Annotated in this window: 27 protein-coding genes; 13 read left to right on the forward strand and 14 right to left on the reverse strand. The window is 64.4% G+C overall.

From position 1 onward, the window contains the following. The first annotated feature begins 39 nt into the window (after positions 1-39). The gene (locus IG169_RS00950; RefSeq protein ID WP_193174269.1) at positions 40-1,167 is read left to right on the forward strand and encodes a zinc metalloprotease HtpX; all 1,128 of its coding nucleotides are present in this window, start codon (positions 40-42) and stop codon (positions 1,165-1,167) included. Between the two features lie 37 nt (positions 1,168-1,204). On the opposite strand, the gene IG169_RS00955 is transcribed toward IG169_RS00950, so the two are convergent. Continuing rightward, on the reverse strand, positions 1,205-2,191 hold the full coding sequence (locus IG169_RS00955) for a Gfo/Idh/MocA family protein (RefSeq protein ID WP_193174270.1): 987 nt from the start codon (positions 2,189-2,191) through the stop codon (positions 1,205-1,207). 134 nt (positions 2,192-2,325) lie between these two features. On the opposite strand from IG169_RS00955, the gene IG169_RS00960 reads away from it, so the two are divergent. Beyond that, positions 2,326-2,943: a cell wall hydrolase gene (locus IG169_RS00960; protein ID WP_193174271.1), complete on the forward strand. Its 618-nt coding sequence runs from the start codon at positions 2,326-2,328 to the stop codon at positions 2,941-2,943. A gap of 12 nt (positions 2,944-2,955) precedes the next feature. Here IG169_RS00960 and IG169_RS00965 read toward each other — a convergent pair whose 3' ends face one another. The 6 genes from IG169_RS00965 to rpmI form a co-directional block, all read right to left on the reverse strand. Then, entirely contained in the window at positions 2,956-3,558 is a 603-nt protein-coding gene (locus IG169_RS00965; protein ID WP_193174272.1) for a nucleotidyltransferase family protein, read from the reverse strand. 53 nt (positions 3,559-3,611) lie between these two features. Then, complete coding sequence (locus IG169_RS00970; RefSeq protein ID WP_193174273.1) at positions 3,612-3,977, reverse strand: DUF1304 domain-containing protein; 366 nt, start codon at positions 3,975-3,977, stop codon at positions 3,612-3,614. Between the two features lie 90 nt (positions 3,978-4,067). Continuing rightward, positions 4,068-6,473, reverse strand: coding sequence for a phenylalanine--tRNA ligase subunit beta (gene pheT, locus IG169_RS00975; protein WP_193174274.1), 2,406 nt, complete (start codon positions 6,471-6,473; stop codon positions 4,068-4,070). 13 nt (positions 6,474-6,486) lie between these two features. Then, a complete protein-coding gene (gene pheS, locus IG169_RS00980) occupies positions 6,487-7,575 on the reverse strand; it encodes a phenylalanine--tRNA ligase subunit alpha (protein WP_193174275.1) in 1,089 nt (362 codons plus the stop codon). 121 nt (positions 7,576-7,696) lie between these two features. Then, positions 7,697-8,098: a 50S ribosomal protein L20 gene (gene rplT / locus IG169_RS00985; protein WP_193174276.1), complete on the reverse strand. Its 402-nt coding sequence runs from the start codon at positions 8,096-8,098 to the stop codon at positions 7,697-7,699. 31 nt (positions 8,099-8,129) lie between these two features. Next, positions 8,130-8,330 (reverse strand): 50S ribosomal protein L35, encoded by a 201-nt coding sequence (rpmI, locus tag IG169_RS00990; RefSeq protein ID WP_193174540.1) that lies wholly within the window; start codon positions 8,328-8,330, stop codon positions 8,130-8,132. A gap of 229 nt (positions 8,331-8,559) precedes the next feature. On the opposite strand from rpmI, the gene IG169_RS00995 reads away from it, so the two are divergent. Continuing rightward, positions 8,560-9,186 (forward strand): class I SAM-dependent DNA methyltransferase, encoded by a 627-nt coding sequence (locus IG169_RS00995; RefSeq protein ID WP_193174277.1) that lies wholly within the window; start codon positions 8,560-8,562, stop codon positions 9,184-9,186. A 13-nt stretch (positions 9,187-9,199) separates the two neighbouring features. Here IG169_RS00995 and IG169_RS24305 read toward each other — a convergent pair whose 3' ends face one another. From IG169_RS24305 to infC, 5 genes are all read right to left on the reverse strand, one after another. Continuing rightward, complete coding sequence (locus IG169_RS24305) at positions 9,200-10,552, reverse strand: ATP-binding protein (RefSeq protein WP_193174278.1); 1,353 nt, start codon at positions 10,550-10,552, stop codon at positions 9,200-9,202. Then, positions 10,549-11,214 carry a response regulator transcription factor gene (locus IG169_RS01005; RefSeq protein WP_193174279.1) on the reverse strand — a complete coding sequence of 222 codons (666 nt, stop codon included), beginning with the start codon at positions 11,212-11,214 and terminating at the stop codon, positions 10,549-10,551. Before IG169_RS01005 ends, IG169_RS24305 begins: the two co-directional genes overlap by 4 nt. Positions 11,215-11,218: 4 nt before the next feature. Beyond that, positions 11,219-11,776, reverse strand: a complete 558-nt coding sequence (locus IG169_RS01010) for a PepSY domain-containing protein (RefSeq protein WP_193174280.1) — start codon at positions 11,774-11,776, stop codon at positions 11,219-11,221. A gap of 109 nt (positions 11,777-11,885) precedes the next feature. Beyond that, positions 11,886-12,272, reverse strand: a complete 387-nt coding sequence (locus IG169_RS01015) for a hypothetical protein (protein ID WP_193174281.1) — start codon at positions 12,270-12,272, stop codon at positions 11,886-11,888. Positions 12,273-12,453: 181 nt separating this feature from the next. Then, positions 12,454-12,990, reverse strand: a complete 537-nt coding sequence (gene infC, locus IG169_RS01020) for a translation initiation factor IF-3 (protein ID WP_193174541.1) — start codon at positions 12,988-12,990, stop codon at positions 12,454-12,456. 192 nt (positions 12,991-13,182) lie between these two features. On the opposite strand from infC, the gene IG169_RS01025 reads away from it, so the two are divergent. Together IG169_RS01025 and IG169_RS01030 are read left to right on the forward strand one after the other, a co-directional pair. After that, positions 13,183-13,962: an alpha/beta hydrolase gene (locus tag IG169_RS01025; RefSeq protein ID WP_193174282.1), complete on the forward strand. Its 780-nt coding sequence runs from the start codon at positions 13,183-13,185 to the stop codon at positions 13,960-13,962. A 189-nt stretch (positions 13,963-14,151) separates the two neighbouring features. Continuing rightward, a complete protein-coding gene (locus IG169_RS01030) occupies positions 14,152-14,610 on the forward strand; it encodes a DUF2852 domain-containing protein (RefSeq protein WP_193174283.1) in 459 nt (152 codons plus the stop codon). A 110-nt stretch (positions 14,611-14,720) separates the two neighbouring features. On the opposite strand, the gene IG169_RS01035 is transcribed toward IG169_RS01030, so the two are convergent. Beyond that, positions 14,721-15,875, reverse strand: coding sequence for an MFS transporter (locus tag IG169_RS01035; RefSeq protein ID WP_193174284.1), 1,155 nt, complete (start codon positions 15,873-15,875; stop codon positions 14,721-14,723). Between the two features lie 395 nt (positions 15,876-16,270). Here IG169_RS01035 and IG169_RS01040 point away from each other — a divergent pair, with 395 nt between their 5' ends. From IG169_RS01040 to IG169_RS01075, 8 genes are all read left to right on the forward strand, one after another. Beyond that, positions 16,271-17,026 (forward strand): M48 family metallopeptidase, encoded by a 756-nt coding sequence (locus IG169_RS01040; protein ID WP_193174285.1) that lies wholly within the window; start codon positions 16,271-16,273, stop codon positions 17,024-17,026. A 55-nt stretch (positions 17,027-17,081) separates the two neighbouring features. Continuing rightward, entirely contained in the window at positions 17,082-17,744 is a 663-nt protein-coding gene (locus tag IG169_RS01045; protein WP_193174286.1) for a phosphoribosylanthranilate isomerase, read from the forward strand. 4 nt (positions 17,745-17,748) lie between these two features. Further along, the gene (trpB, locus tag IG169_RS01050) at positions 17,749-18,969 is read left to right on the forward strand and encodes a tryptophan synthase subunit beta (protein ID WP_193174287.1); all 1,221 of its coding nucleotides are present in this window, start codon (positions 17,749-17,751) and stop codon (positions 18,967-18,969) included. Next, on the forward strand, positions 18,966-19,214 hold the full coding sequence (locus IG169_RS01055; protein WP_193174288.1) for a hypothetical protein: 249 nt from the start codon (positions 18,966-18,968) through the stop codon (positions 19,212-19,214). The genes trpB and IG169_RS01055 overlap by 4 nt, the downstream gene beginning before the upstream one ends. Beyond that, complete coding sequence (gene arsC / locus IG169_RS01060) at positions 19,211-19,636, forward strand: arsenate reductase (glutaredoxin) (RefSeq protein WP_193174289.1); 426 nt, start codon at positions 19,211-19,213, stop codon at positions 19,634-19,636. The genes IG169_RS01055 and arsC overlap by 4 nt, the downstream gene beginning before the upstream one ends. Continuing rightward, positions 19,633-20,472 (forward strand): tryptophan synthase subunit alpha, encoded by an 840-nt coding sequence (gene trpA, locus IG169_RS01065; RefSeq protein WP_193174290.1) that lies wholly within the window; start codon positions 19,633-19,635, stop codon positions 20,470-20,472. Before arsC ends, trpA begins: the two co-directional genes overlap by 4 nt. A 41-nt stretch (positions 20,473-20,513) precedes the next feature. Then, on the forward strand, positions 20,514-21,509 hold the full coding sequence (gene accD / locus IG169_RS01070) for an acetyl-CoA carboxylase, carboxyltransferase subunit beta (protein ID WP_193174291.1): 996 nt from the start codon (positions 20,514-20,516) through the stop codon (positions 21,507-21,509). 95 nt (positions 21,510-21,604) lie between these two features. Then, entirely contained in the window at positions 21,605-22,900 is a 1,296-nt protein-coding gene (locus tag IG169_RS01075) for a bifunctional folylpolyglutamate synthase/dihydrofolate synthase (RefSeq protein ID WP_193174542.1), read from the forward strand. A gap of 60 nt (positions 22,901-22,960) precedes the next feature. Here the strand turns inward: IG169_RS01075 and trxA are convergent, their stop codons facing one another. Next, the gene (trxA, locus tag IG169_RS01080; protein WP_193174292.1) at positions 22,961-23,284 is read right to left on the reverse strand and encodes a thioredoxin; all 324 of its coding nucleotides are present in this window, start codon (positions 23,282-23,284) and stop codon (positions 22,961-22,963) included. Between the last annotated feature and the right edge of the window lie 3 nt (positions 23,285-23,287).

The following is a 23,287-nucleotide window of genomic DNA, read 5'->3' on the forward strand; positions in this document are numbered from 1 at the left end:
ACATAAGCGCCATTTCATTCCCATATTAGGTGCATGAACATGTCGTTCCTGCATCACGACCACATCATCCTGCGCCAGCACCGCGCGCTGAACGCGCTGCACACGTGGATGCTGACCGCCGGAAGCCTGGCATTGCTCGCCGTCACCGCCTGGACCATCGCCGGGATGACCGGGATCATCTATGCCGTCGTCTTCGGCGGCATCACGCTTGCGGCGGCCCGGCGGATCTCGCCGAAAATGGTGCTGCGGATGTACAGGGCGCAGCCGGTCAACGCGCATAATTTCCCGGCCGGGTTCCGGCTGATGCGCGAACTTGCCGACCGCGCGGACCTGCCGGCGGTGCCGCGGCTCTATGTCATTCCCTCGAAGATGATGAACGCGTTCGCCGTCGGGCGGCGCGAGGATTCGGCGATCGCGGTCACCGACGCGCTATTGCGGACCATGAGCATGCGCGAACTCGCCGGCGTGCTGGCGCACGAGATGACGCATATCTCGAACGAGGACATCAAGGTGATGTCGCTTGCCGACATGGTGTCGCGCATGACCTCGACGCTGTCGACGGTCGGCTTGTTCGCGATCCTGTTCAACCTGTCGGGCTTCTTCGGCCATATTCCGTGGCTCGGCGTGCTGACGATGATCGCCGCGCCGACCATCGGCGGGCTGTTGCAGATGGCCTTGTCGCGGACGCGCGAATTCGACGCCGATTACGGCGCGGCGCTGATGACCGGCGATCCGGACGGATTGTCGCTGGCGCTGGTCAAGCTGGAACAAGCCCAGGGGCGGCGCTGGGAGGGCGTGGTGCTGCCGGGCAGCCGCATTCCGGACCCGTCGATGCTGCGCACCCATCCGCGCACCGAGGACCGCATCGCCCGGCTCAACGAACTGAAGCGCGCGCTGCATCTGCGGCCGCCGGCCGGCGAACCGCCGGCGTCGGACGGATTCCACCTGCCGCGCGGCCATTCGCCGGTGCCGAAGATCCGGCTCGGGCGGCGCGACAGCGACCGTTTCGCGCACTGGATGTCGCTTGCCGGCGCAATGCCGGAACGCAAGCCGCTGACCGACGATCCGGATTGCGCCGACCCGGCCTGCGCGGAAAGCCTGAATCCCTGGGAAAAGCACGGCAAGGGGCCGCGCATCCGCATTCGAGGCGGCGGCGTCTGGTGGTGACCGTCAGCCGGCCGAGGACCAAATCCCCCGGTCGCGGCTAGACATTCTGCCAGCCGCCCGATTCCCCGGCGCGGTAGACCGCGTCGATGAATTTCTGATTAGCGATCGAATTGGCCAGATCGAAAACCTCGACATCCTCGCCCCGCGCCTTGCGCGCGAAGGCCTCGACTTCCAGCTTGTACTGGCGCACGCCCGGAAAGCGGAAGATCTGCGCGCCGTCATGGCCGGCATTGTGCAGCGTAATATAGGGATGGTCGTAGTCGCCGGCGTTGAACGGGCCGTGCACCTCAATGTAGCCCTTGTCGCCGTGGAAGACCATCACCTGGCGCAGCGCCATCTGGGTCGAGCAGTAGAAGGCGAGTTCGAAACCATCGAATTTGGCGCGCACATCGGCATAGATGTCGGTGCCGAAGACGGGATCGCGCTCGACCGTCGCCGAGACGGAGAGCGGCTCCTTGCCAGTGACGAAGCGGGTGGTGACCGTCGGATAGACGCCGATATCGGGCAGGGCGCCGCCGCCAAGCTCGGGCTTGTTGCGCATGTTGGCCGGGTCGGTGTTGAAATAGGAAAAGGCGCCCTGGACCTGCCTGAGGCGGCCGATTGCGCCTTCGGCAACGAGCTCGCGGACCTTCGCCCATTGCGGGTGATAGGTGACCATGAAGGCCTCGGAAATCACCACGCCGTGCTTCTTTTCGGCCTCGACCAGCGGCGCGATATCACCAGCGTCGAGCGCCAGCGGCTTTTCGCAGAGCACGTGTTTGCCCGCTTCCGCCGCCTTCAGCGCCCACTCGATATGTTGCGACGTGGGTAACGGCACGTAAACGCCGTCAACCATGTTTGAAGCCAGCAATTCCTCGTAGGATCCGAAGGCATGCGGCGCGCCGAAGCGGTCGGCGAGCGCGCGGGCGCGAGCCTCGTCACGGCTGGCAATCGCCGAAAGAACGCCGTTTTCCGCGTCGCAAATCGCCGGAATCACTTGCTCGCGGCCGATTTTCGCCGTCGACAACACACCCCATCTGAACATTGCAACTCTCCTCGTAACTGATCGGTTACCTTAACCGGTGGTGACCGCGCGGGCGAAAATGCCACCACGCAAAACCACCGAATGGAAATTCGTGCGCCTCACACTTTCCCGATCAGTCTCGGGGGGCATGGCTCATGAAGCGTTTTCTGACCCAGATCGGCGTTATCAAGACGGTTTTGCTGATTTTTGCAACGCCATGCCTGGCGGATCCGTCGATCCTCGCCGCGCTCGACCTGCAGGACGCCCGGACCATCGCCCAGCCATTTCCGTTTGCCACTATCGAAAAGACCGTCGAGACCATGCTCGACACCGAATCCACATGTCTCGCCGCGGCGCTCTATCACGAGGCGCGCGGCGAAACCATCACGGGCCGGCTGGCGGTCGCCCGGGTGATCCTGAACAGGGAGCGCAGCGCCGCCTATCCGGACACGATCTGCGGCGTCGTCTACCAGGGGGCCGAAAAGCCCTTTCGCTGCCAGTTCTCCTTCGCGTGCGACGGAAAGCCGGATTTGCCGCGCGAGAAACGATCTTTCCGCAAGGCGATGACGCTGGCGCATGCGATCCTCAAGAAACACCTGACGGACTGCCTGAAAGCGGTCGATCCGCGCGAATTCCGGAACGGCAATTTCGACCAGATCACGCATTACCATACCGCGTCGGTGAACCCGTCCTGGAGCAGCAAGCTCGACCGGATCGGCGAGATCGGAAACCACATTTTCTATCGCAGCGCGCGGGTGGCGCGGACGCTGTAAGACCGGATACCGCTACCAGCTCTCGACCGTGACCTGCGGCCAAAGCGAGCAGGCGCGTTTCGCCTTCGCCATATGGGTTTCGCGGTTGTCGAGCGCGCGATTGGGGACGATCACCAGCGAAAAGACATGATCGAGCCCGAACGGGGCGGTGACGGCGAGGCTGTCGTCTCCGAGCAGGCGCACGCCGACCGCATGCGTTTTAGAGGCAAAGTAATGCAATGAATGGGCGCTGCTTTCGTAGGCCGGACACTGGCGGCCGAAGCGGCTTTCATACCACAGATGCACACGCGCCTGGTTGCGGATCTCGGCCGGGACGGCAAGGCCGGCAAAGCGGTCGCCGCCGGCCTTGATGACCGCGTCCTCGGCTTCCCAGGACAGGTCCGAGCCGTCGAAATAGAAAAGATCGATGTCCTTGATGCCGTAACCGGGTTCGCGCCCGGTCAACGCGTTCCAGACGCTGTTGTAGATCGCGCCGGAAACGATCATCCAGTCGGGGAGATCGAAATCGCGGGCGCGTTGCAGCGCGTCGCGGACAAGCGGATCGGCCAGCAGGATCGCCTCCAGCTCACGGCGCTGGGCGTCATACGGCAATCCGGCGAAACGGCGAGGGTCCATTGCCGCATAAGGAAGCGATTCGCCGCGCCGATCAATGGCCGGGCGGATCGTCCCTAAAGAACCCAGACCGCCACCATGGCGATCGCCGCCGGGACCGCCTGCACCCACAATATCCGCCGCGAAAAACTCAGCGCGCCGTAGAGGCCGGCGGCGATGACGCAGGCGAGAAAGAAAGTGGCGATGGCCTGCGCGGCGTCCGGCGCGCCGACGGGAAACAGCGACCAGACAAGGCCGGCGGCCAGAAAGCCGTTATAGAGGCCCTGATTACCGGCGAGCACCTTGGTCGCGGCGGCCGCTTCCGGCGTGTTGCGGAAGACCTTCATGCCCTGCGGCTTATCCCAGAGAAACATCTCCAGCACCAGGAACAGCAGATGTTCGAGGGCGACGACAGCAACGAGTATTTGCGCCAGGGCGGACATGGTCTTCTCCCGAAAGGTTCGTATGAAGCCTAGCCGGGAACCGAAAATCGGGGAAGGCGGAAGCGCATCGCTCCGCCTCCCGGTGCCGAATCAGCCGCGCAGGACGCCGCCGGCTTTTCCGACATTGTCGACGATCTTCGCCGACAGCGCCTCGAGGTCCTCGTCGGTGAGCGTGCGGTCGACCGGCTGGATGGAGACTTCCAGCGCGACCGACTTCTTGCCCTCGCCGAGAGAAGCCCCTTCGAAGACGTCGAAGACGTTGACACTGGTGATCAGCTTCTTGTCGGCGCCGGAGACGGCACGCAGCAGCGCCTGCGCCGTGACATCCTTGTCGACGACGAAGGCATAGTCGCGCCGGAGCATCTGGAAGGGCGAAATTTCCAGTACCGGCTTGGTGCGCGTCGCCTTCTTCTTCGGCTCGGGAATGGCGTCGATATAGACCTCGAAACCGCACAGCGCCCCGGAAACGTCGAGGGCTTCCAGCGTGCGCGGATGGAACTCGCCGAAGGTGCCGAGCACCATTTTCGGGCCGAGCTTGATGACGCCGGAGCGGCCGGGGTGATACCAGCCGGGCGCGCCGGTCTCGATCTGCAGGTTGGCGACGGGCGCACCGCAGGCTTCGAGCACGGCGATCGCATCGGCCTTGGCATCGAAGACGCCGACCGGCGCACCGTTGCCGGCCCAGTGACGGCCGCCGCCGGCGAGAGCGGCGGTGCCGCGGCGGATACCGCCGGCAACACGGCGTTGCGCCTCGGGCGTATCGCCCTCATAGGTCGCCGCGACCTCGAACAGCGCGACATCGCCGATGCCCTGGTCGGCATTGCGCTGGGCAGCGGCGAGCAGGCCCGGCAGCAGCGACGGGCGCATGTCGCTCATGTCGGCGGCAATCGGGTTGGCGAGTTTCAGCGCGCCGCTGCCGCCGCCGAAGAGTTCGGCATGTTTCGCCGGAATGAAGGACCAGGAGACGGATTCCATCATACCGCGCACGGCGAGCGCGCGCTTGGCGGCACGAGTGCGGATCTGCAGCGTCGTCAGGATCTTCGCATTGACCGCGCCATGGCTCGGCAGCGGCTGCGGGTCGATGTTGTCCTCGCCGTGGATGCGCATGACTTCCTCGACCAGATCGGCCTTGCCCTCGACGTCGAACATTCGCCAGGACGGCACCGAAACGTCGACCTCGACGCCGGAGCCCGAGACGCCGAAGCCGAGACGCTTGAGGATCGCGGTCGATTCCTCGGCGGGAACCTCGATGCCGATCAGCCGCTTGACCTCGGAGAAGGGGAAGGAAATCACCTTCGGCTCGTAGTCCTTGTAGCCGACAATCTCGGGCTCGGTGGGCGTGCCGCCGCAGAAATCGAGCACCATCTGCGTCGCCAGTTCCATGCCGTCGACCATGAATTGCGGATCGACGCCGCGCTCGAAGCGGTAGCGGGCATCGGTGATGATGCCGAGATCGCGGCCGGTGCGGGCGATGTTCATCGGGTTCCACAGGGCGGACTCGATCAACACGTCGGTGGTGTTCTCGTCGCAGCCGGAATGCTCGCCGCCCATGATGCCGGCGATGGATTCGACGCCATTCGCATCGGCGATCACGCACATCTCCGGCGTCAGCTCGTATTCGCGCTCGTCGAGCGCGAGGACCTTCTCGCCCTCCTTCGCCCGGCGGACCGTCAGATTGCCGGCGACCTTGCCGGCGTCGAAGACGTGCAGCGGGCGGCCGCGGTCGAAGGTGACGTAGTTGGTGATGTCGACCAGCGCATTGATGGGCCTGAGGCCGATGGCGATCAGGCGCTGCTGCAGCCAGGCCGGCGACGCGCCGTTTTTCACGCCCGTCACCATGCGTAGGGCGAAGCCCGGGCAAAGATCCTCGTCCTCGATCATCACCTCGATCGGGCATGCGCCCTCGCCGTTGGCCGGCTTCACGTCCGGTGTCTTCAGTGTGCCGAGGCCGGCGGCGGCGAGATCGCGGGCGATGCCCGACACGCCGGTGCAGTCGGCGCGGTCGGGCGTCAGCCCGATCTCGATGACCGGATCGTCAAGGCCGGCATAGGCGGCGAAGGACGTGCCGACCGGCGCGTCTTCGGGCAGGTCGATAATGCCGGTATGGGCGTCGGAGATCTGCAGTTCGCGCTCCGAGCACATCATGCCGTGGCTTTCGACGCCGCGGATCTTGCCGACAGCGAGCGTCACGTCGATGCCGGGAACATAGGCGCCGGGCGCGGCAAAGGCGCCGATCAGGCCGGCGCGCGCGTTCGGAGCGCCGCAGACGACCTGGATCGGCTTGCCGTCACCGGTATCGACGGCGAGCACGCGCAGGCGGTCGGCGTCGGGATGCTGTTCGGCGGTGAGGACCCTGGCGATCACGAAGGGCTTGAAGACCGCCTTGTCGTCGACGGCCTCGACCTCGAGGCCGATCTGCGTCAGCTTCTCGACGATCTCGTCGAGCGTGGCGTCGGTGTCCAGATGGTCCTTCAACCAGGAAAGGGTGAATTTCATCGATCTGTCCTGTCTAGCTGCTCAGGCCGCCGAACAAGGTCGGCATGTCGAGCGGGCGGAATCCGTAGTGGGAGAGCCAGCGCACGTCGGCGTCGAAGAAGGCGCGCAGGTCGGGCATGCCGTATTTCAGCATGGCCAAACGGTCGATGCCGATGCCCCAGGCAAAGCCCTGATACTCGTCGGGATCGAGGCCGCCGAAGCGCAAGACGTTCGGATGGACCATGCCGCAGCCGAGGATCTCCATCCAGTCGGTGCCCTCGCCGAAGCGCACTTCGCCGGGTTTCGAGCGGTCGCACTGGATATCGACCTCCATCGACGGCTCGGTGAAGGGGAAGAAGGACGGCCGGAAGCGCATATTGATGTGCTCGACCTCGAAGAAGGCCTTGCAGAACTCGGTCAGCACCCATTTCAGGTTGGCGACATTGGCGTGGCGGTCGATCACCAGCCCCTCGACCTGATGGAACATCGGCGAGTGGGTCGCGTCGGAATCCTGGCGGTAGGTCTTGCCCGGAATGATGATGCGGATCGGCGGCTTCTGCGTCTCCATGGTGTGGATCTGCACCGGCGAGGTGTGGGTGCGCAGAAGCTTGCGCTCGCCGTTCTCGCCGGGCGGGAAGAAGAATGTGTCGTGCATCTCGCGCGCCGGGTGGCCTTCCGGGAAATTCAGCGCGGTGAAGTTGTAATAGTCGGTCTCGATATCCGGGCCCTCGGCGATGGAGAAGCCCATGTCGGCGAAGATCGCGGTCAGCTCGTCGGTGACCTGGGTGATCGGGTGGATGCGGCCGGTCTCGGCCGGCGACGGGCGAACGGGGAGCGTCACGTCGACGGTCTCGGTCGCCAGCCGCGCGTCGATGGCGGCGTCGCGCAGTTCTGCCTTGCGGGCATTGATCGCCGCCGTCACCCGGTCGCGCAGGCCGTTGATCGCCGGGCCCATGACCTGGCGCTCCTCCTGTGTCATCTTGCCGAGCGTCTTCAACTGCTCCGACACGGAGCCCTTCTTGCCGATGGCGCCGACGCGCACCGCCTCGATCGCCGCCTCGTCGGCAGCGGCGGCGATGTCGGCCATCAATCCTTGTTCGAGGCTTTCCAGTTCCTGAAGCATGTTCCGTTTCCGGTTTCGTTTGCGGCGTTCCTTAGCGCCGCCATATCAAAGTTCAAAGAAAAACCCGCGTCTGGACCGGCCAGCGCGGGTTTCTCATGATTGCGATCGAGAAAGCGCTGACTTAGCGGACAGCGCTTTCAAACGCGTTCGGCGTGGTATCCTTGAGATAGGCGAGGGCTTCCTTCGCCTTGCCGACCAGCGCCTCGAAGGCCTGCGGCTCGTGGATCGCCATGTCGGACATGACCTTGCGGTCGAGTTCGATGCCGGCCTTGTTGAGACCGTCGATCAGGCGGCCATAGGTCAGGCCGTGCTCGCGCGCGGCGGCGTTGATACGCTGGATCCACAGCGAGCGGAAATTCCGCTTGCGCACCTTGCGGTCGCGATAGGCGTACTGCATCGACTTGTCGACAGCCGCCTTGGCGGTGCGGATCGTATTCTTGCGGCGGCCGTAAAAGCCTTCCGCCTTCTTCAGAATTTTCTTGTGCTTGGCGTGGGCTGTCACGCCGCGTTTTACACGTGCCATGGGTTAACTCCTTGGTTCCGGTCGTGACGGCTCAGCTGCCGTAGGGCATCATTTTCTTGACGATCTTGGCATCCTGATCCGACAGCACCATGGTGCCGCGCGCATCGCGGATGAACTTGTTGGACCGCTTGATCATGCCATGCTGCTTGCCTGCGGCGGCAACCTTGACCTTACCTGTGGCCGTGATCTTGAAGCGCTTCTTCACAGAAGACTTCGTCTTCATCTTGGGCATTTTGCTCTCCGTTTTTATCTGCGCCATCGCGGCTTCTCGAGGTCCGGTCAAAAACCGGTTGCCCGCCTGCCGGACTTGCCGTCGCGGAACTTGCCCTCAAACGATGTACGTTGTTTTGCATTCGGAACGGACACGGCATGCCCTGCCGGACCGTTCGGGACGCGGCTCTATAGACTCGAAGCCCCCCAAATGCAAGCATTCAGGTGCATTGTGAGAGGGCAGACACACAATGACCGCCAAGGAACGATTCCTTTCGAACGCCTATTCGGTCAAGACGGATGAAGAAACCCGCGCTTTATACGACAGATGGGCCGAGGTCTATGACGAGGAACTGACCGAAAACAGCTACCGTCAGCCGGCGCGATGCGCCGAGGCTCTGCGCATCCTGTGCGATCCGCAGGATTGCGAAGTCCTCGATGTCGGCTGCGGATCGGGCCTGTCCGGCCTGGCGCTCAGGGCAACCGGATTCGACTTCGTCGACGGTTGCGACTTTTCGCCGGGCATGCTCGCCAAGGCCGAACAGTCCGGCCATTACCGGCGGCTGTTTGCGACCAATCTCAATGAACCGCCGATGGACGTCGAAGACGCTTCCTATGACGCGGCAACCTGCGTCGGCGTCTTCTCCTTCGGCCATGTCTCGCCGGATGCGCTCGACGACATATTGCGGGTCGTGAAGCCGGGCGGCGCGCTGGTGATCGGGCTGAACGACCATTTCTACCAGGAAGGCTCGCTGACGCGGAAACTCGCGGCGCTGGAAAACGCCGGCAAGCTCAGCGTGAAGAGCAGCGAACATGGCGAACACATCCCGGGCACCGGGCTTTCGGGCTGGGTGATCAGCGCACAGAAGGCGGGCTGAGACCGGTCGCGTCTCAGGCGGGGCTGGTCCTGCGGGCCGCCGCGGCGGCCGGCAGGACGATGCGCGCCAGAAGCCCCCCCTCGGGCGAACGCTCCAGCGCCAGCGACCCGCCATAGGCTTCGGCGATCTCGCGTGAGATCGTCAGGCCGAGACCGGTCTCGCTTTCCGGATCGCCGGCATGCACGCCGCGTTCGAGAATCCGCTCCAGATCCTGCGCGGCGATGCCCGGTCCGTCATCCGCGACCTCGATGACGATTTCCGAATGGCGACGCCGCGCCGTCAGACGAACCTCGGACTTGGCCCATTTGCGCGCGTTGTCAAGAATATTGCCGAGCGCCTCGGCGAGATCGGCGGTGTCGATCGGCGTCGCGAGGCCGTCGGCCACGTCGACCTGCCACTTTAGCTTGCGCGAGGCGGGTATCGCCGCAATCACGTTGACCAGCTTGGCGGCGATAACATCGAGGGCGCCGCCCTCGCTCCGGCCCACGCCCATGCGGGCGCGCTGGAGCTGGCGGTCGGCGCGACGGCGGATCATCGCGACATGTTCGGCGATCGGGCCGCCGGTATCGGGCGGCAGGGTCTCCGCGACCTGGAGGATCGCGGTGAGCGGCGTTTTCAGGCCGTGGGCGAGATCGGCGGCGCGGGCGCGCGCACGATCCAGCGCCTGTGCCTTCTCGTCGAGCAGATCATTGATCTCGGCAACCAGCGGCTTGAGCTCGCTCGGGACCTCCGAGCGCAGCTTGTTGGCGGCGCCGGTGCGGACATTCGCGACCTCGGCCTGGAGCATGGCCAGCGGCCGCAGTCCGACCAGCACCTGCAGGGCCGCCGCCAGCATCAGCAGCAAGGCCGTCAAACCGAGCATGGTGGCGAGTTCGCGCCGGAAATCGGCCAGGGCCGAATCGATTTCGGCGACAGGGAACGCGGCGAAGAAATCGACCGCGCGCGGGCCATCGGACGCGTCGAAGGACAAGATGCGGTCGAGCACCAGCATCGGCTCGCCGTCCGGTCCCTCGCCGGTGCGGAACGCGCGGTAGGACGACGGCGCAAGACTGGCAGCTTCGATGGAAGTATCCCACAGCGAGCGCGAGCGGAGTTCGACGCCGTCATCGGAGCGAACCTCCCAATAACGGCCGCCAGCGGGCAGGGAAAAGCGGGGATCGGGCGGCGTTCCGTCGAGCACCGGCGCGCCGCCGGAAAATTCGAGGCCCGCGGCAAGCGTGTCGATCACGGTCGTCATCTCCCGCTCGTACTGGGCGGCGACATAACCGGAGAAGATCTGCTGCAGGCTGATCCATGTGGCGACGATGCCAAGGGCGATGAAGAAGAAAGCGCCGGCAAACAGGCGGAATTTCAGCGACCCGCTCACGCTTCCTCCCCGCCGAGCGTGTATCCGAAGCCCCGCCTCGTCTGGATCGCGTCGGGCGCGGTCTTGCGGCGTATGCGCTTGACCATCGCCTCGACGGCGTTCTTGGCGGAATCGTCGTCGCGGCCCTGAACGTGACGGGCCAGGTCATAGGCGGAAACGACGGCTTGCGGATCGGCCATCAGCAGGACCACCGCACGGTATTCCTGCGGCGACAGGTCGACGGGAGCGCCGTCGAACAGGATGACCTTGCGCACCTCGTCGTGCCGGAACCGGCCGACCTCGGCGGGTTGCGCCTGTGCGGGAGCGCTGCGGCGCAACAGTGCTTTCAGGCGCGCGAGCAGTTCCTCGTTGCGGAACGGCTTCGGCAGGTAATCATCGGCGCCCGCGTCGAACCCGTCGACGCGCTCCATCCAGGAGCCGCGCGCAGTGAGGATGAGAACGGGAATCATGTTGCCGCTTCGGCGCCAGCGCCGGAGCAGGGTCAGCCCGTCCAGTTCGGGCAGACCGAGATCGAGGATGACGGCGTCGTAGCCGCCGAGATCGCCCTTTTCCCATGCTTCGAGGCCGTTGGCGCTGTGATCGACGACATATCCCTCGCGGCTCAGCGCCTCGATCACATGGCCGGCAATGACCGGATCGTCTTCGGCAAACAATATCCGCATGGCGCTACCGGAACAGGGCCCCAAAACCGAGGAAACGGCCGGATTTCGCATCCATACGGATCGAGCGAACCGAGCCGCGGTCGGTTATGATCTTGAAGCGGTATTCCAGACGCCTTCCCGTCGAACGCAGCGTCACGCCGATGACCGATCCACCATAGGATTCCTCGACCCGCTGCAGAGCCACTTTGAGGGGCATCGCTTCGCCGCTCTGGACCGCACGGGCGGCATCGGACTGGTCGAGCGATCCGCGGTTGAAGTCGCTGTCGTGGTCCGTACCGGACGACGGCTCGCTGTCAGATCCCCCGTCATCGCCACCATCGTCTCCGCCACCGTGGTCGCCGCCGTGATCCCCGCCACTGCTTTCGCCGCCGGAATCGCTTCCACCGGAATCATGCCCGCCGGACTCGCCGCCGCCATCGGATTCCCCTTCGCCATCATCGGCGAAGGCATTGCCGGCCGGCATCAGCCAGGATGTCAGGAACATGACGCAAAATACCGCGCCGGAACCCTGCAACAGGCCCCGGCGGGACAAGGCGATTTCCTCTGCCGATCGCTTTTCCATCTCGTGGAAACTACTCCACACACAAAAACAGACAAGAGCGGGCCGAGGCCCGCTCTTGTCGCCGGTATTGCCAGAGGGACGCGCGGCAAATACCGGGGGCGGGGGCTCTTTATTTCGTAAGCAGATCCATCAGCGTCTTGGGACCGCTGCCGTCACCGGAATCGTGGCCGGCGCCATCGTCGGACCCGCCACTCGAATGATCGTTGCCGTGGTCATCGCCCGAATCATGATCGCCCGAACCATGATCGCCGGAATCATGCCCGCCGGAATCGTGGTCGCCGGAATCATGATCGCTTCCGCCGCCATCGTGACCGTCTCCACCACCATCGTGACCGCCTCCGCCGTCGCTCTCGCCCTCATCGGCAAATGCGGCGGACGAGAACACCTTGGCCCACGACCCGACCTGCGCTTCGTTTCCATGCAGCGGAATGAGCGCGGAAGCGAGGAAATAGGCGAAGGCGCCTGAAAGGATCGTCACGTTTTTCGTAAGTTTCATCGTAGTCTCTCCCAAATGATCGGCGGGGTGCGCGATTCATTGACAGGGACAATAGCGATGGCTGCCTGACAGATCGCTGAGTCCGGTTGTCAGTCTTTTGTCAGGGAAGAGCGGCGGCGAATGCGGGCAATAAAAAAGCGGGCATCTCGCCCGCTTTCAGAAATTCCCAAAGGCGTCCGGCTTAACGCGGGGCCAGCACCATCATCATCTGACGGCCTTCGAGCTTCGGCTCGGCTTCGACCTTGGCGATTTCCTCGGTGTCGAGCTTGACCTTCTGCAGCAGTTCCATGCCGAGATACTGGTGCGCCATCTCGCGGCCGCGGAAACGCAGCGTGACCTTGACCTTGTCGCCTTCGTCGAAGAATCGGCGCATCGCCTTCATCTTCACCTCGTAATCATGGGTGTCGATGTTGGGACGCATCTTGATCTCCTTGATCTCGACGGTCTTCTGTTTCTTGCGCGCGGCGGCGGCTTTTTTCTGTTGTTCGTATTTGAGTTTGCCGAGATCGACGATCTTGCACACGGGCGGCGTGGCATTGGGGACGATCACGACGAGATCCAGACCGGCTTCCTCTGCGATGCGCAGGGCTTCCTCGGTATCGGTCACGCCGTGGTTCTGGCCCTCGGCGTCGATCAGCTGGATTTGGGGGTCGCGAATGTCGCGGTTGGATGTCGGGCCTGTTTTTTGAGCCGTGGTGGCTCGGAATGGACGGCGAATGGTCGTTGTCTCCCGTGTTGTTTCGGAATCGGTTGCAGTCGAAAGTCCGCGCAATGTCGGGATTTCGGCCGCCGAGTCAATAGCATGGTCCGAATGAAAAATCACCATCCCGGACCCAAGAGCCTCGCCGGGGCTTCACATTGTCCGCCCGCCCGCGCAAAACACACCCGGCAAGCAACCGAAAGGACCGCCATGACGCAGAAACCCGAAACGCTCGACGTCGACGGCGCGGCAATCGCCGTGCGCCACCGCGACGGCGCCAATCCCGGCATCGTCTGGCTCGGCGGATACCGTTCCGACATGCTGGGAACGAAAGCCGAGACGCTGGATACGCTGGCCGGAGATCTCGGTCTCGCCTATACGCGGCACGATTATTCCGGCCACGGCGAATCGGGCGGCGTCTTTGCCGAGGGCACGATCTCGAAATGGCTGGCCGAGAGCATCGCGGTCTTCGAGCGCTTCACGTCGGGACCGCAGATCCTCGTCGGCTCGTCGATGGGCGGCTGGATCGCGCTGCGCATGGTGCAGGAACTGAACAAGGGCAAGGCCGGCGACAGGGTCGCAGGGCTGGTCCTGCTGGCGCCGGCACCGGATTTCACGCATGAGCTGATGATGCCGGAGCTGACGGAGGCGCAGAAGGCCGACCTCGAAGCAAAAGGCTATTTCGAGGAATTCAGCGACTATTCGCCCGAACCGAACATCTACACGCGCGCGCTGTTCGAAGACGGCGAGAAAAACCGGGTGATGACAGAGCCGCTCGATACCTGGTGCCCGGTCCACATCCTGCAGGGAATGGCCGATCCCGACGTGCCCTTTACCCATGCGCAGAAGCTGATGGAATTCCTGCCGAAGGACGACGCCACCCTGACGCTGGTCAAGGACGGCGACCACCGCCTTTCGCGTCCGCAGGATCTCGATCTCCTGAAACGGACCGTGACGGCGATGGCCGAACGGGTGAAGACGCGCAGCTGATGCGGCCTTGCGGGGCTTTCCAGCGCGCCTCGCAAAATTTTTTCATCCCTCGCCGTGTGGAGAAAACTCCAGTGAGTCGGCTCCGGAAGCCCGGAACTCCGGGCTTTTCGGCTTGCAAAGACGCATTCCAATTCCCAACTCGAATACAGGCAGCGACGACCGCCGCCAAAAACTCGAAAGGGGTAGCGAATGACACAAACCGCTCTAATACGCCCGGCGTGGACTCCCGCGACGATCGCGCTGATGGTCCTCGGTTTCATCATCTTCTGGCCGCTTGGTCTGGCGATGCTGGCCTACATCATCTGGGGCGACCGGCTGGACGACTTCAAAAGGGACGTGAACATGAAAACCGACGAAGTGTTCCGCGGATGCAGCGGCATCGGCCGCCGGCGCCGTCACCACCAGCACCATGCCCGCACCGGCAACGTCGCCTTCGACGACTGGCGCGAAAAGGAACTGGAACGGCTGACGGAAGAACGCCGCAAGCTCGACGAAATGCGCGAGGAGTTCGACTCCTACATGCGCGAACTGCGCCGGGCCAAGGACCAGGAAGAGTTCGACCGCTTCATGCGCGATCGCAAAAGCGGCCAGAACAATGGCGGAGACAACGCCGGTCCGTCTGTGCCGAATGTCACAGACTACAACTAACCCCTGAGCCTAAATCATGGTCTGACCTCCAAACTGACCTTATGGCTCACCGCCCGCGGTTCTCACGAACCGCGGGTTTTTTCTTTTCGCGTGAAGCCGTTTCACGGCGGCTATGCACGGATATCGCGGATCGTCAGCAACGCGATGACCTGGCCCGTCATCAACGCGCACAATATCCAGTATCCCGTTGCGGGAGATACCGGATCGAGCGCGCCGACCATCAGCGGACCGAGCACATAGCCGAGCGCCCAGGCGAAATAGTAACCGCCGGAAATCGTTCCCTTCAGATGTTCCGGCGCAATGTCGTTCAGTTTCGCCAGCGAGGCGACGCAGAAGACGCCGAGACCGAAGCTGGAAATCGCAAGCGACACATAGGTCATCACCGCCGGCGACAAGAGGAAGGCGGCAAGCCCGACAACGGCAAGGACCAGCCCGCCGATCATGAAAGGCGTGCGGCCGTGGCGATCCGAAAGCGGTCCGGCCACCAGCTGCGAGACGCTGATCGCGGCATAGAAGACAACGAAAAACATGCTGATATCCCGCGGCCCGAAACCCTTCAGGGCCGCCGCCGTGATCGGGAGGACGCTGAGAAAGGCGCCGTAACACCCGCCGTAAAGAACGATCCCCGCCAGCACGACAAGCGACGGGCGGTGAACGAGCAGACCAACGGTGCCACGCAGGGCCTGCCTGCCGGTCTTCGCCAGCACCGGTCCGGCACTCATGCGGGGCAGGAAAACCGCCACGACGATCGCCCCGGCAACGCAGAATGCCGAGAATAGCAGGAACGGCGTTCGGCCGAGACCGGACGGATCCAGCAGCAGGCCGATCACCGGCCCCATCGTCAGCCCGATATGGATCGCGGCGTTGTATATGCCTATCGCACGGCCCTTCGCTGCCGGGTAGGCGAGCGAAAGCACGGCGGGACCGAGCGCCCAGACAGGCGCTTCGCCGAGACCCTGCACGGCGCGGCCGAGATAGATCCCTCCCGCCGTGCCCGAAATCCAGAACATGACGCCCGCAACGGCGCACAGGGCGTAGCCGGTCACGAGCAAGGGTTTGGCGCCGAACCGGTCCGCCAGGACGCCGGCGGGCAGTTGGGCGAGCAAATAAGCGAATGCGAAGACGGATGCGACCATGCCGACGCTTTCGAGACTTCCGGTCTCGGCGTGCACCCTTTGCGGCAGCAGGGCGACGATCATGCCGACGCCGATCATCAACAGCGTCGCCGCCGCACTCAATACGATAATGGTTCTGTTCCCAGCCATGGGGAGTTGACCTCTCAGACAGCCGCGATCGCGGGACGCGCCGGTATCCGAACCGGGCAGGTCGGCCGCGGGATCGCGAAAAAATGAAAATGGAGAGGTTGGCGCGGAAAGCGGGATGCGACCGGGATCCGGCGCTTGCGACACAAGCCCGGCCCGGTTCCGGCAACCTCCCGATGTCGGCGGATGCGCGCGGTCAGAACCGCGCCGCGATCCTCACCGACCGGGAGGCGGAGGCGAAACCGTGAAAAGAATGGTGCTGCGGTAGATCATCGGAGTTCGGTCCGTTTCAGCTGCGGCGCCGAAGCGCCGGGCGGACTATGGGCCGGGACCCCCACGATTGCAAACACCGGCACATTTTTTCCAAATTTTCGCGAGAATCGGCTAAATCGCCTCGCATGGCATTCGGTTTTTCACGCAAGCGCATTTCCGGGAAGACCGGTTCGGCCGTCCAGCACCTGACGCACGACGTCGCCGGACGGACGCTGTCGTTGCGCATCGCCGAAAATCCGCGCGCGCGGCGGCTGACGCTGCGCATCAAGCCCGGCGCCACGGGGCTTTCGGTGACGACGCCGGTCGGCATCTCGATGCTGGAAGTCGAGCGCTTCCTCTTCCGCAACCGCGACTGGCTGGAGGAAAAGCTCGGCAAGCTGCCGGAGCGGCCGGTGGTCAGGCCCGGCATCAAGATCCCGATCCGCGGCGTCAACCACGAGATCGTGCACGAGCCGAGGCGCGGCGTGACGGAGGCGGTTCGGACCGGAGACGGCGCGCAACTGATCGTGCGTGGCGAGCGCATCCACCTGCCGCGGCGCATCGCCGACTATCTGAAGAAGGAAGCGAAGGCCGAAATCGGGGAGCTGGTCGCGCGCCATACGGACACGGTCGGCCGACCGGCGAAGTCGATCCGCTACAAGGACACGACCAGCCGCTGGGGGTCGTGCTCGTCGGAAGGCAACCTGTCGTTTTCCTGGCGGATCATGATGGCGCCGAAACCGGTGATCAACTATCTCGTCGCGCACGAGGTGGCGCATCTGGTGCACATGAACCACGGCAAGGACTTCTGGGCGCTGTGCGAGGAATTGTGCCCGGACACCGAGCGCTGTCGGGCTTGGCTGAAGAAGAACGGCACGGCGCTGCAGGCGATCGGGTTTTAGCCGCGCGCTGCGCATTATCCTCGACTCTTTGCCCGCACGGCATTATCTCGCCCCCATGACACTCGACATCAAGATATGCGGCCTGAAAACGCGGGAGGCGGTCGATGCGGCGATCGCCGGCGGGGCGACGCATGTCGGCTTCATTTTCTTTCCGCGGAGCCCGCGCAATATCGACGTGGAGACGGCGGCCGACCTGGCGACGCGCGCCCGGATGTGGGGGCTCAAGGCGGTTGCCGTGACGGTCGATGCCGACGACGCCTATCTCGACTCCATCGTCTCCATGGTCAGGCCGGACATCCTGCAGCTGCACGGCTCGGAAACGCCGGAGCGGGTCAAGGAACTGAAAGCCCGCTACGGCCTGCCGGTGATGAAGGCTTTCGCGATCCGGGAGGCCGCCGATTTCGCCAAATGCGTGCCCTATCTGATGGCCGCCGACCGCTTCCTGTTCGACGCCAAGCCGCCAGCGGGCTCGGATCTGCCGGGCGGCAACGGGCTCGTCTTCGACTGGCAGCTGCTGGCCACGCTTGACGCTGGCATCGATTACATGCTTTCCGGGGGCCTCGATCCCGAAAACGTGGAGCAAGCCTTGGCCATCTCGGGCGCAAGGGCGCTCGACGTGTCGTCAGGCGTTGAAAGCGCGCCGGGCGTGAAGGACATCAACAAGATCACCGCCTTTCTCGAGGCGGCGCGGGCGGCCGACGCCCGAAACCGGGAGTAATGCCATGAACAAGCCGGTCGAACCGAATTCCTTCCGGACAGGTCCGGACGAACAGGGCATGTTCGGCATCTTCGGCGGACGCTTCGTCGCCGAAACGCTGATGCCGCTGATCCTCGACCTGCAGGCGCACTGGGAAGAGGCGAAAAACGATCCCGCGTTCAAGGCGGAGCTGGAAAACCTCAATACGCATTACACCGGCCGGCCGTCGCCGCTCTATTTCGCCGAGCGGCTAACCGAGCATCTCGGCGGCGCAAAGATCTACTTCAAGCGCGACGAGCTGAACCACACCGGTTCGCACAAGATCAACAACTGTCTCGGCCAGATCATTCTGGCGCGGCGCATGGGCAAGACCCGCATCATCGCCGAAACCGGCGCCGGCCAGCATGGCGTGGCGTCGGCAACGGTGTCGGCGCGGTTCGGCTTACCGTGCCATGTCTATATGGGCGCCACCGATGTCGAGCGGCAGGCGCCGAATGTGTTCCGCATGAAGCTGCTCGGCGCCGAGGTTACTCCGGTCACCTCCGGCCACGGCACGCTGAAGGACGCGATGAACGAGGCGCTGCGCGACTGGGTCACCAATGTCGACGACACTTATTACCTGATCGGCACCGCGGCGGGCCCGCATCCCTATCCGGAGATGGTGCGCGATTTCCAGTCGGTGATCGGCACGGAGACCAAGGAACAGATGATGGCCATGGAAGGCCGCCTGCCGGACATGATCGTCGCCGCCGTCGGCGGCGGATCGAACGCGATCGGCTTGTTCCACCCGTTCCTCGACGACAAGGACGTGCAGATCGTCGGCGTGGAAGCCGGCGGCAAGGGACTGGAAGGCGACGAGCATTGCGCCTCGCTGACGGCCGGGTCTCCGGGCGTGCTGCACGGCAACCGCACCTATCTGCTGCAGGACGGCGACGGCCAGATCAAGGACGGCCACTCGATCTCGGCCGGGCTCGACTATCCCGGCATCGGGCCGGAGCATTCCTGGCTGAAGGAGTCCGGCCGCTGCGAATACGTGCCGATCATGGACGCGGAAGCTCTGGAAGCGTTCCAGCTTCTGTGCAGGCTCGAGGGCATAATCCCGGCGCTCGAGCCGTCCCACGCGCTCGCCGAAGTGATCAAGCGGGCGCCGAAGATGGGCAAGGACCAGATCATCGTGATGAACCTGTGCGGGCGCGGCGACAAGGACGTCTTCACGGTCGGCAAGATCCTGGGGCACGAGCTATGACGGCGTTCGAGATCTACCAGTCGAAGCAGAACCCGCTGCACTATGTCGCCATCGCCGAAGGCGACGAGGGCGAAAATGCGCAGGGCGTGCGCACCAGCCAGAACCTGCAGTTCCTGACCCGGGTGCCGGACGATGGCGAACCGCGCATCGCCTTCGACCCGAAGGAAGCGGTGTCGCGGATCGCGAAGAACGGCTTCTATGCCTTCAACGTGACGATCACCATCCGGGAGTCGGCGGAAGGATGACGGTCACGATCTACCATAATCCGAAATGCGGCACGTCGCGCAACGTGCTGGCGATGATCCGCGAATCCGGCGAGGAGCCGGAGGTGGTCGAATATCTGAAAACGCCGCCCGGCCGCGACAGGCTGGTCGAGATCATCGCGGCGACCGGCCTGCCGGTGCGCGCCATCCTGCGCCAGAAGGGGACGCCCTATGACGAGCTCGGCCTCGGTGATCCGAAATGGACCGACGACGAGCTGATCGACTTCATGGTCGCGCACCCGATCCTGATGAACCGCCCGATCGTGGTCACGCCGCTCGGCACGGCGCTCTGCCGGCCGTCGGAAAAGGTGCTGGAGATTCTGCCGAACGCGGCGGCCGTCGGCGATTTCACCAAGGAAGACGGCGAGCGCGTGAAGGCCCGTCAGAAGGAACAGACGCAATGACAGCACGCATGGATGCACGTTTCGCCAAGCTGAAGGAAGAGGGCCGTCCGGGTCTCGTGACCTTCGTGATGAGCGGCGATCCCGATTACGAGACTTCGCTTGCGATCCTGCGGCGGCTTCCGGCCGCCGGCGCCGACGTGGTCGAACTCGGCATGCCGTTCTCCGATCCGATGGCCGACGGCCCGGCGATCCAGGCCGCGGGGCTGAGGGCGCTTCGCGCCGGCCAGACGTTGCGCAAGACGCTCGCCATGGTGAAGACCTTCCGTGAAGAGAACACCGACACGCCGATCGTGCTGATGGGCTATTACAACCCGATCTATGTCTACGGCGTCGACACCTTCCTGAAGGACGCCAAGGACGCCGGCGTCGACGGGCTGATCATCGTCGACCTGCCGCCGGAAATGGACGAGGAACTGTGCCTGCCGGCGCTGGCCGCCGACATCAACTTCATCCGCCTCGCCACGCCGACCACCGACGACAAGCGCCTGCCCAAGGTGCTCGCGAACACGTCGGGCTTCGTCTACTACGTGTCGATGACCGGGATTACCGGCGGGGCGATCGCCTCGACATCGGCGGTGGCGGATGCGGTCAACCGGATCAAGCGGCACACGGAACTGCCGGTCTGCGTCGGCTTCGGCGTCAAGACGGCGGAGCAGGCCAAGGTCATCGGCCGCGATGCCGACGGCGTCGTCGTCGGCACGGCGATCGTGCAGGCCGTCGCCAACACGCTCGACAAGGACAACCGCGCGACGGGCGACACGGTCGAGGCCGTGGCGACGCTGGTCGGCGGGCTTGCCGCCGGCGTTCGCGCCGCACGCCTTGAAGCCGCCGAATAGACGCGCCACATTGTCCTGACTGACATTCACGGGATCAATCCATGAACTGGATCACCAACTACGTCCGCCCGCGGCTGAACTCGATGCTCGGCCGGCGCGAAATGCCGGAAAACCTCTGGATCAAGTGCCCCGAAACCGGCGAGATGGTGTTTCACCGGGACCTGGAGGAAAACCAGTGGGTGGTGCCGGCCTCCGGCTATCACATGAAGATCTCGGTGCGCGAGCGGCTGCGCCATTTCTTCGACAATGGCGTCTTCGAGATCCTCGACAATCCGGACGTGCCCGTCGATCCGCTGAAATTCCGCGACCAGAAGAAATACACCGACCGGCTGCGCGAGAACAAGAACAAGACCGGTCTCGACGATTCCATCGTCAACGCGCTCGGATCGATCGAGACCCTGCCGATCGTCGCCTGCCTGCACGAGTTCAACTTCATGGGCGGCTCGCTCGGCATCGCCGCCGGCGAGGCGATCATCAAGGGGTTCATGACGGCGATCGAGAAGAAGCGTCCGCTGGTCCTGTTCGCGGCGTCCGGCGGGGCGCGCATGCAGGAAGGCATCCTGTCGCTGATGCAGCTTCCGCGCACGACCGTCGCCGTGGAGATGCTGAAGGAAGCGGGCCTGCCCTATATCGTCGTGCTGACCAATCCGACGACCGGCGGCGTCTCGGCCTCCTATGCGATGCTCGGCGACATCCACATCGCCGAACCGGGCGCGGTGATCGGCTTCGCCGGCGCGCGGGTGATCGAACAGACCATCCGCGAGAAACTGCCGGAAGGCTTCCAGCGCTCCGAGTACCTGCTCGATCACGGCATGGTCGACATGGTCGTCCACCGGCACGAATTGCGGCCGACCATCGCGCGGCTTTTGCGCATTCTCCTGAAGCAACCGGCGGCGACACCGAAACTGGCGCCGCCCGCACCGGAAAAGCCCGCTGACGGCAAGGCCGAGAAGAAGACCGAGGAAACGGTCGCGGTCGAAACCGTCGGAGCCGAGCCCGGCGCAGAGACCTCCCAGAAACCCTCGCCGAGCTTCTGATCGGACCGAAATTGACGACACCGGCAAACCGCCGATCCGACCCGCCGCACGCAACCGGTGACGGCAGCGCCGCGGAACGCGAAATCGACAAGCTGATGAGCCTGCATCCGAAGGGTTTCGACCTTTCGCTGGGGCGCATCACGCGACTGCTCGAACGGCTCGGCAATCCGCAGGACCGCATGCCGCCGGTGATCCATATTGCCGGCACCAACGGCAAGGGCTCCTGCGCCGCCTATTGCCGGGCGCTGCTGGAAGCCGACGGCAAGGCCGTGCACGTGCATATCTCCCCGCATCTGGTGCGCTGGCACGAACGCTACCGGATCGGACGCAGCGGTGCGCCGGGCCAATATGTCGAGGACGACGTGTTCGCCGAGGCCGTGCGCCGCGTGGCAGAGGCCAATGGCGGCGAGCAGATCACGGTTTTCGAGATCCTGACGGCGGTGATGTTCATCCTGTTTTCCGAACACCCCGCCGACGCGGCAATTGTCGAGGTCGGGCTCGGCGGACGGTTCGACGCGACCAATGTGATCGAAAAACCGGCCGTCAGCGTCATCATGCCGATCGGACTCGACCACCAGGCCTATCTCGGCGACCGGATCGAGCTGATCGCGATGGAAAAGGCCGGCATCATGAAACCCGGCGTTCCGGTGATCATCGGGTTCCAGGACAACGAGGTGGCGCGCGAGGTGCTGATCGACACGGCGGAGCGACTCGGCTGCCCGCATGCGGTCTACGGACAGGATTTCCTCGCCTATGAGGAGCACGGACGAATGGCGTTCCAGAGCGATGCAGGGTTGATGGATCTGCCGCTGCCGCGCCTCTCCGGCCGTCACCAGATCGCCAATGCCGCGGCGGCGCTTGCCGCGGTCAGTGCGGCGGGATTCGACATTTCGCATGAAACCGCCGAGCGGGCGATGGAAACGGTACAGTGGCCGGCGCGCATGCAACGGCTGACGGAAGGCCCCCTGCCGGCGCTTCTGCCGGAGGGCTCCGAACTGTGGCTCGACGGCGGCCACAATCCGCATGCCGCCGCGATGATCGCAGAGGCGCTCGCCGGCATGCAGGACCGCACAGAACGGCCGCTCTTCCTGATCGCCGGGATGATCAACACCAAGGACGCGACCGGCTATTTCCGCGCCTTCGAGGGCATGGTGCGGCACGTCTTCACGGTGCCGGTGGAAGACAGCGACGCGAGCGTCGACCCGCGGGAGCTGGCCGAGAACGCTGTCGCCGCCGGGCTGACGGCGCAGCCGATGACGAATGTGGAGGAAGCCCTGCGCCTGCTCGGCGAGGGCTGGAACCGGCTGGAGCCGCCGCCACGCGTGCTGATCGGCGGCTCGCTCTATCTCGCCGGAGAGGTGCTGCGCGACAACGGCACGCCGCCCGTCTGAATCCCGACAACAAAAAAGCCCGGCCAAAGCCGGGCTTATTTCATTCGAGCCGGATCCGGATCAGGCGGTGGCGCTCTTGATCCAGTCCATCAGCCGCGCCTTCGGGGCGGCGCCGATCATCTGGTCGGCAATCTCGCCGTTCTTGAACATCAGCAGCATCGGGATCGAGCGGACACCGAACTGCACGGCGAGATCCTGGTTCTCGTCGACATTGACCTTGGCGATCTTGACCTTGCCTTCCATCTCGGTGGAGATTTCTTCCAGCGCGGGCGCGATCATCTTGCAGGGGCCGCACCATTCGGCCCAGAAGTCCACAACAACCGGCTCCGAGGAGCCCAGCACGTCGCTCTGGAAGTTGCTGCCATCGATTTTTACGGTCGCCATATC

Origin of the sequence: Oricola nitratireducens (assembly GCF_014904745.1) — a bacterium.
Classification (GTDB): Bacteria; Pseudomonadota; Alphaproteobacteria; order Rhizobiales; family Rhizobiaceae; genus Oricola; species Oricola nitratireducens.

Coding starts and splice junctions, on each gene's coding strand:
- IG169_RS00950 (WP_193174269.1), top strand. CDS start 40: ATGTCGTTCCTGCATCACGACCACATCATCCTGCGCCAGCACCGCGCG.
- IG169_RS00955 (WP_193174270.1), bottom strand. CDS start 2,191: ATGTTCAGATGGGGTGTGTTGTCGACGGCGAAAATCGGCCGCGAGCAA.
- IG169_RS00960 (WP_193174271.1), top strand. CDS start 2,326: ATGAAGCGTTTTCTGACCCAGATCGGCGTTATCAAGACGGTTTTGCTG.
- IG169_RS00965 (WP_193174272.1), bottom strand. CDS start 3,558: ATGGACCCTCGCCGTTTCGCCGGATTGCCGTATGACGCCCAGCGCCGT.
- IG169_RS00970 (WP_193174273.1), bottom strand. CDS start 3,977: ATGTCCGCCCTGGCGCAAATACTCGTTGCTGTCGTCGCCCTCGAACAT.
- pheT (WP_193174274.1), bottom strand. CDS start 6,473: ATGAAATTCACCCTTTCCTGGTTGAAGGACCATCTGGACACCGACGCC.
- pheS (WP_193174275.1), bottom strand. CDS start 7,575: ATGCTTCAGGAACTGGAAAGCCTCGAACAAGGATTGATGGCCGACATC.
- rplT (WP_193174276.1), bottom strand. CDS start 8,098: ATGGCACGTGTAAAACGCGGCGTGACAGCCCACGCCAAGCACAAGAAA.
- rpmI (WP_193174540.1), bottom strand. CDS start 8,330: ATGCCCAAGATGAAGACGAAGTCTTCTGTGAAGAAGCGCTTCAAGATC.
- IG169_RS00995 (WP_193174277.1), top strand. CDS start 8,560: ATGACCGCCAAGGAACGATTCCTTTCGAACGCCTATTCGGTCAAGACG.
- IG169_RS01005 (WP_193174279.1), bottom strand. CDS start 11,214: ATGCGGATATTGTTTGCCGAAGACGATCCGGTCATTGCCGGCCATGTG.
- IG169_RS01010 (WP_193174280.1), bottom strand. CDS start 11,776: ATGGAAAAGCGATCGGCAGAGGAAATCGCCTTGTCCCGCCGGGGCCTG.
- IG169_RS01015 (WP_193174281.1), bottom strand. CDS start 12,272: ATGAAACTTACGAAAAACGTGACGATCCTTTCAGGCGCCTTCGCCTAT.
- IG169_RS01025 (WP_193174282.1), top strand. CDS start 13,183: ATGACGCAGAAACCCGAAACGCTCGACGTCGACGGCGCGGCAATCGCC.
- IG169_RS01030 (WP_193174283.1), top strand. CDS start 14,152: ATGACACAAACCGCTCTAATACGCCCGGCGTGGACTCCCGCGACGATC.
- IG169_RS01035 (WP_193174284.1), bottom strand. CDS start 15,875: ATGGCTGGGAACAGAACCATTATCGTATTGAGTGCGGCGGCGACGCTG.
- IG169_RS01040 (WP_193174285.1), top strand. CDS start 16,271: ATGGCATTCGGTTTTTCACGCAAGCGCATTTCCGGGAAGACCGGTTCG.
- IG169_RS01045 (WP_193174286.1), top strand. CDS start 17,082: ATGACACTCGACATCAAGATATGCGGCCTGAAAACGCGGGAGGCGGTC.
- trpB (WP_193174287.1), top strand. CDS start 17,749: ATGAACAAGCCGGTCGAACCGAATTCCTTCCGGACAGGTCCGGACGAA.
- IG169_RS01055 (WP_193174288.1), top strand. CDS start 18,966: ATGACGGCGTTCGAGATCTACCAGTCGAAGCAGAACCCGCTGCACTAT.
- arsC (WP_193174289.1), top strand. CDS start 19,211: ATGACGGTCACGATCTACCATAATCCGAAATGCGGCACGTCGCGCAAC.
- trpA (WP_193174290.1), top strand. CDS start 19,633: ATGACAGCACGCATGGATGCACGTTTCGCCAAGCTGAAGGAAGAGGGC.
- accD (WP_193174291.1), top strand. CDS start 20,514: ATGAACTGGATCACCAACTACGTCCGCCCGCGGCTGAACTCGATGCTC.
- IG169_RS01075 (WP_193174542.1), top strand. CDS start 21,605: ATGAGCCTGCATCCGAAGGGTTTCGACCTTTCGCTGGGGCGCATCACG.
- trxA (WP_193174292.1), bottom strand. CDS start 23,284: ATGGCGACCGTAAAAATCGATGGCAGCAACTTCCAGAGCGACGTGCTG.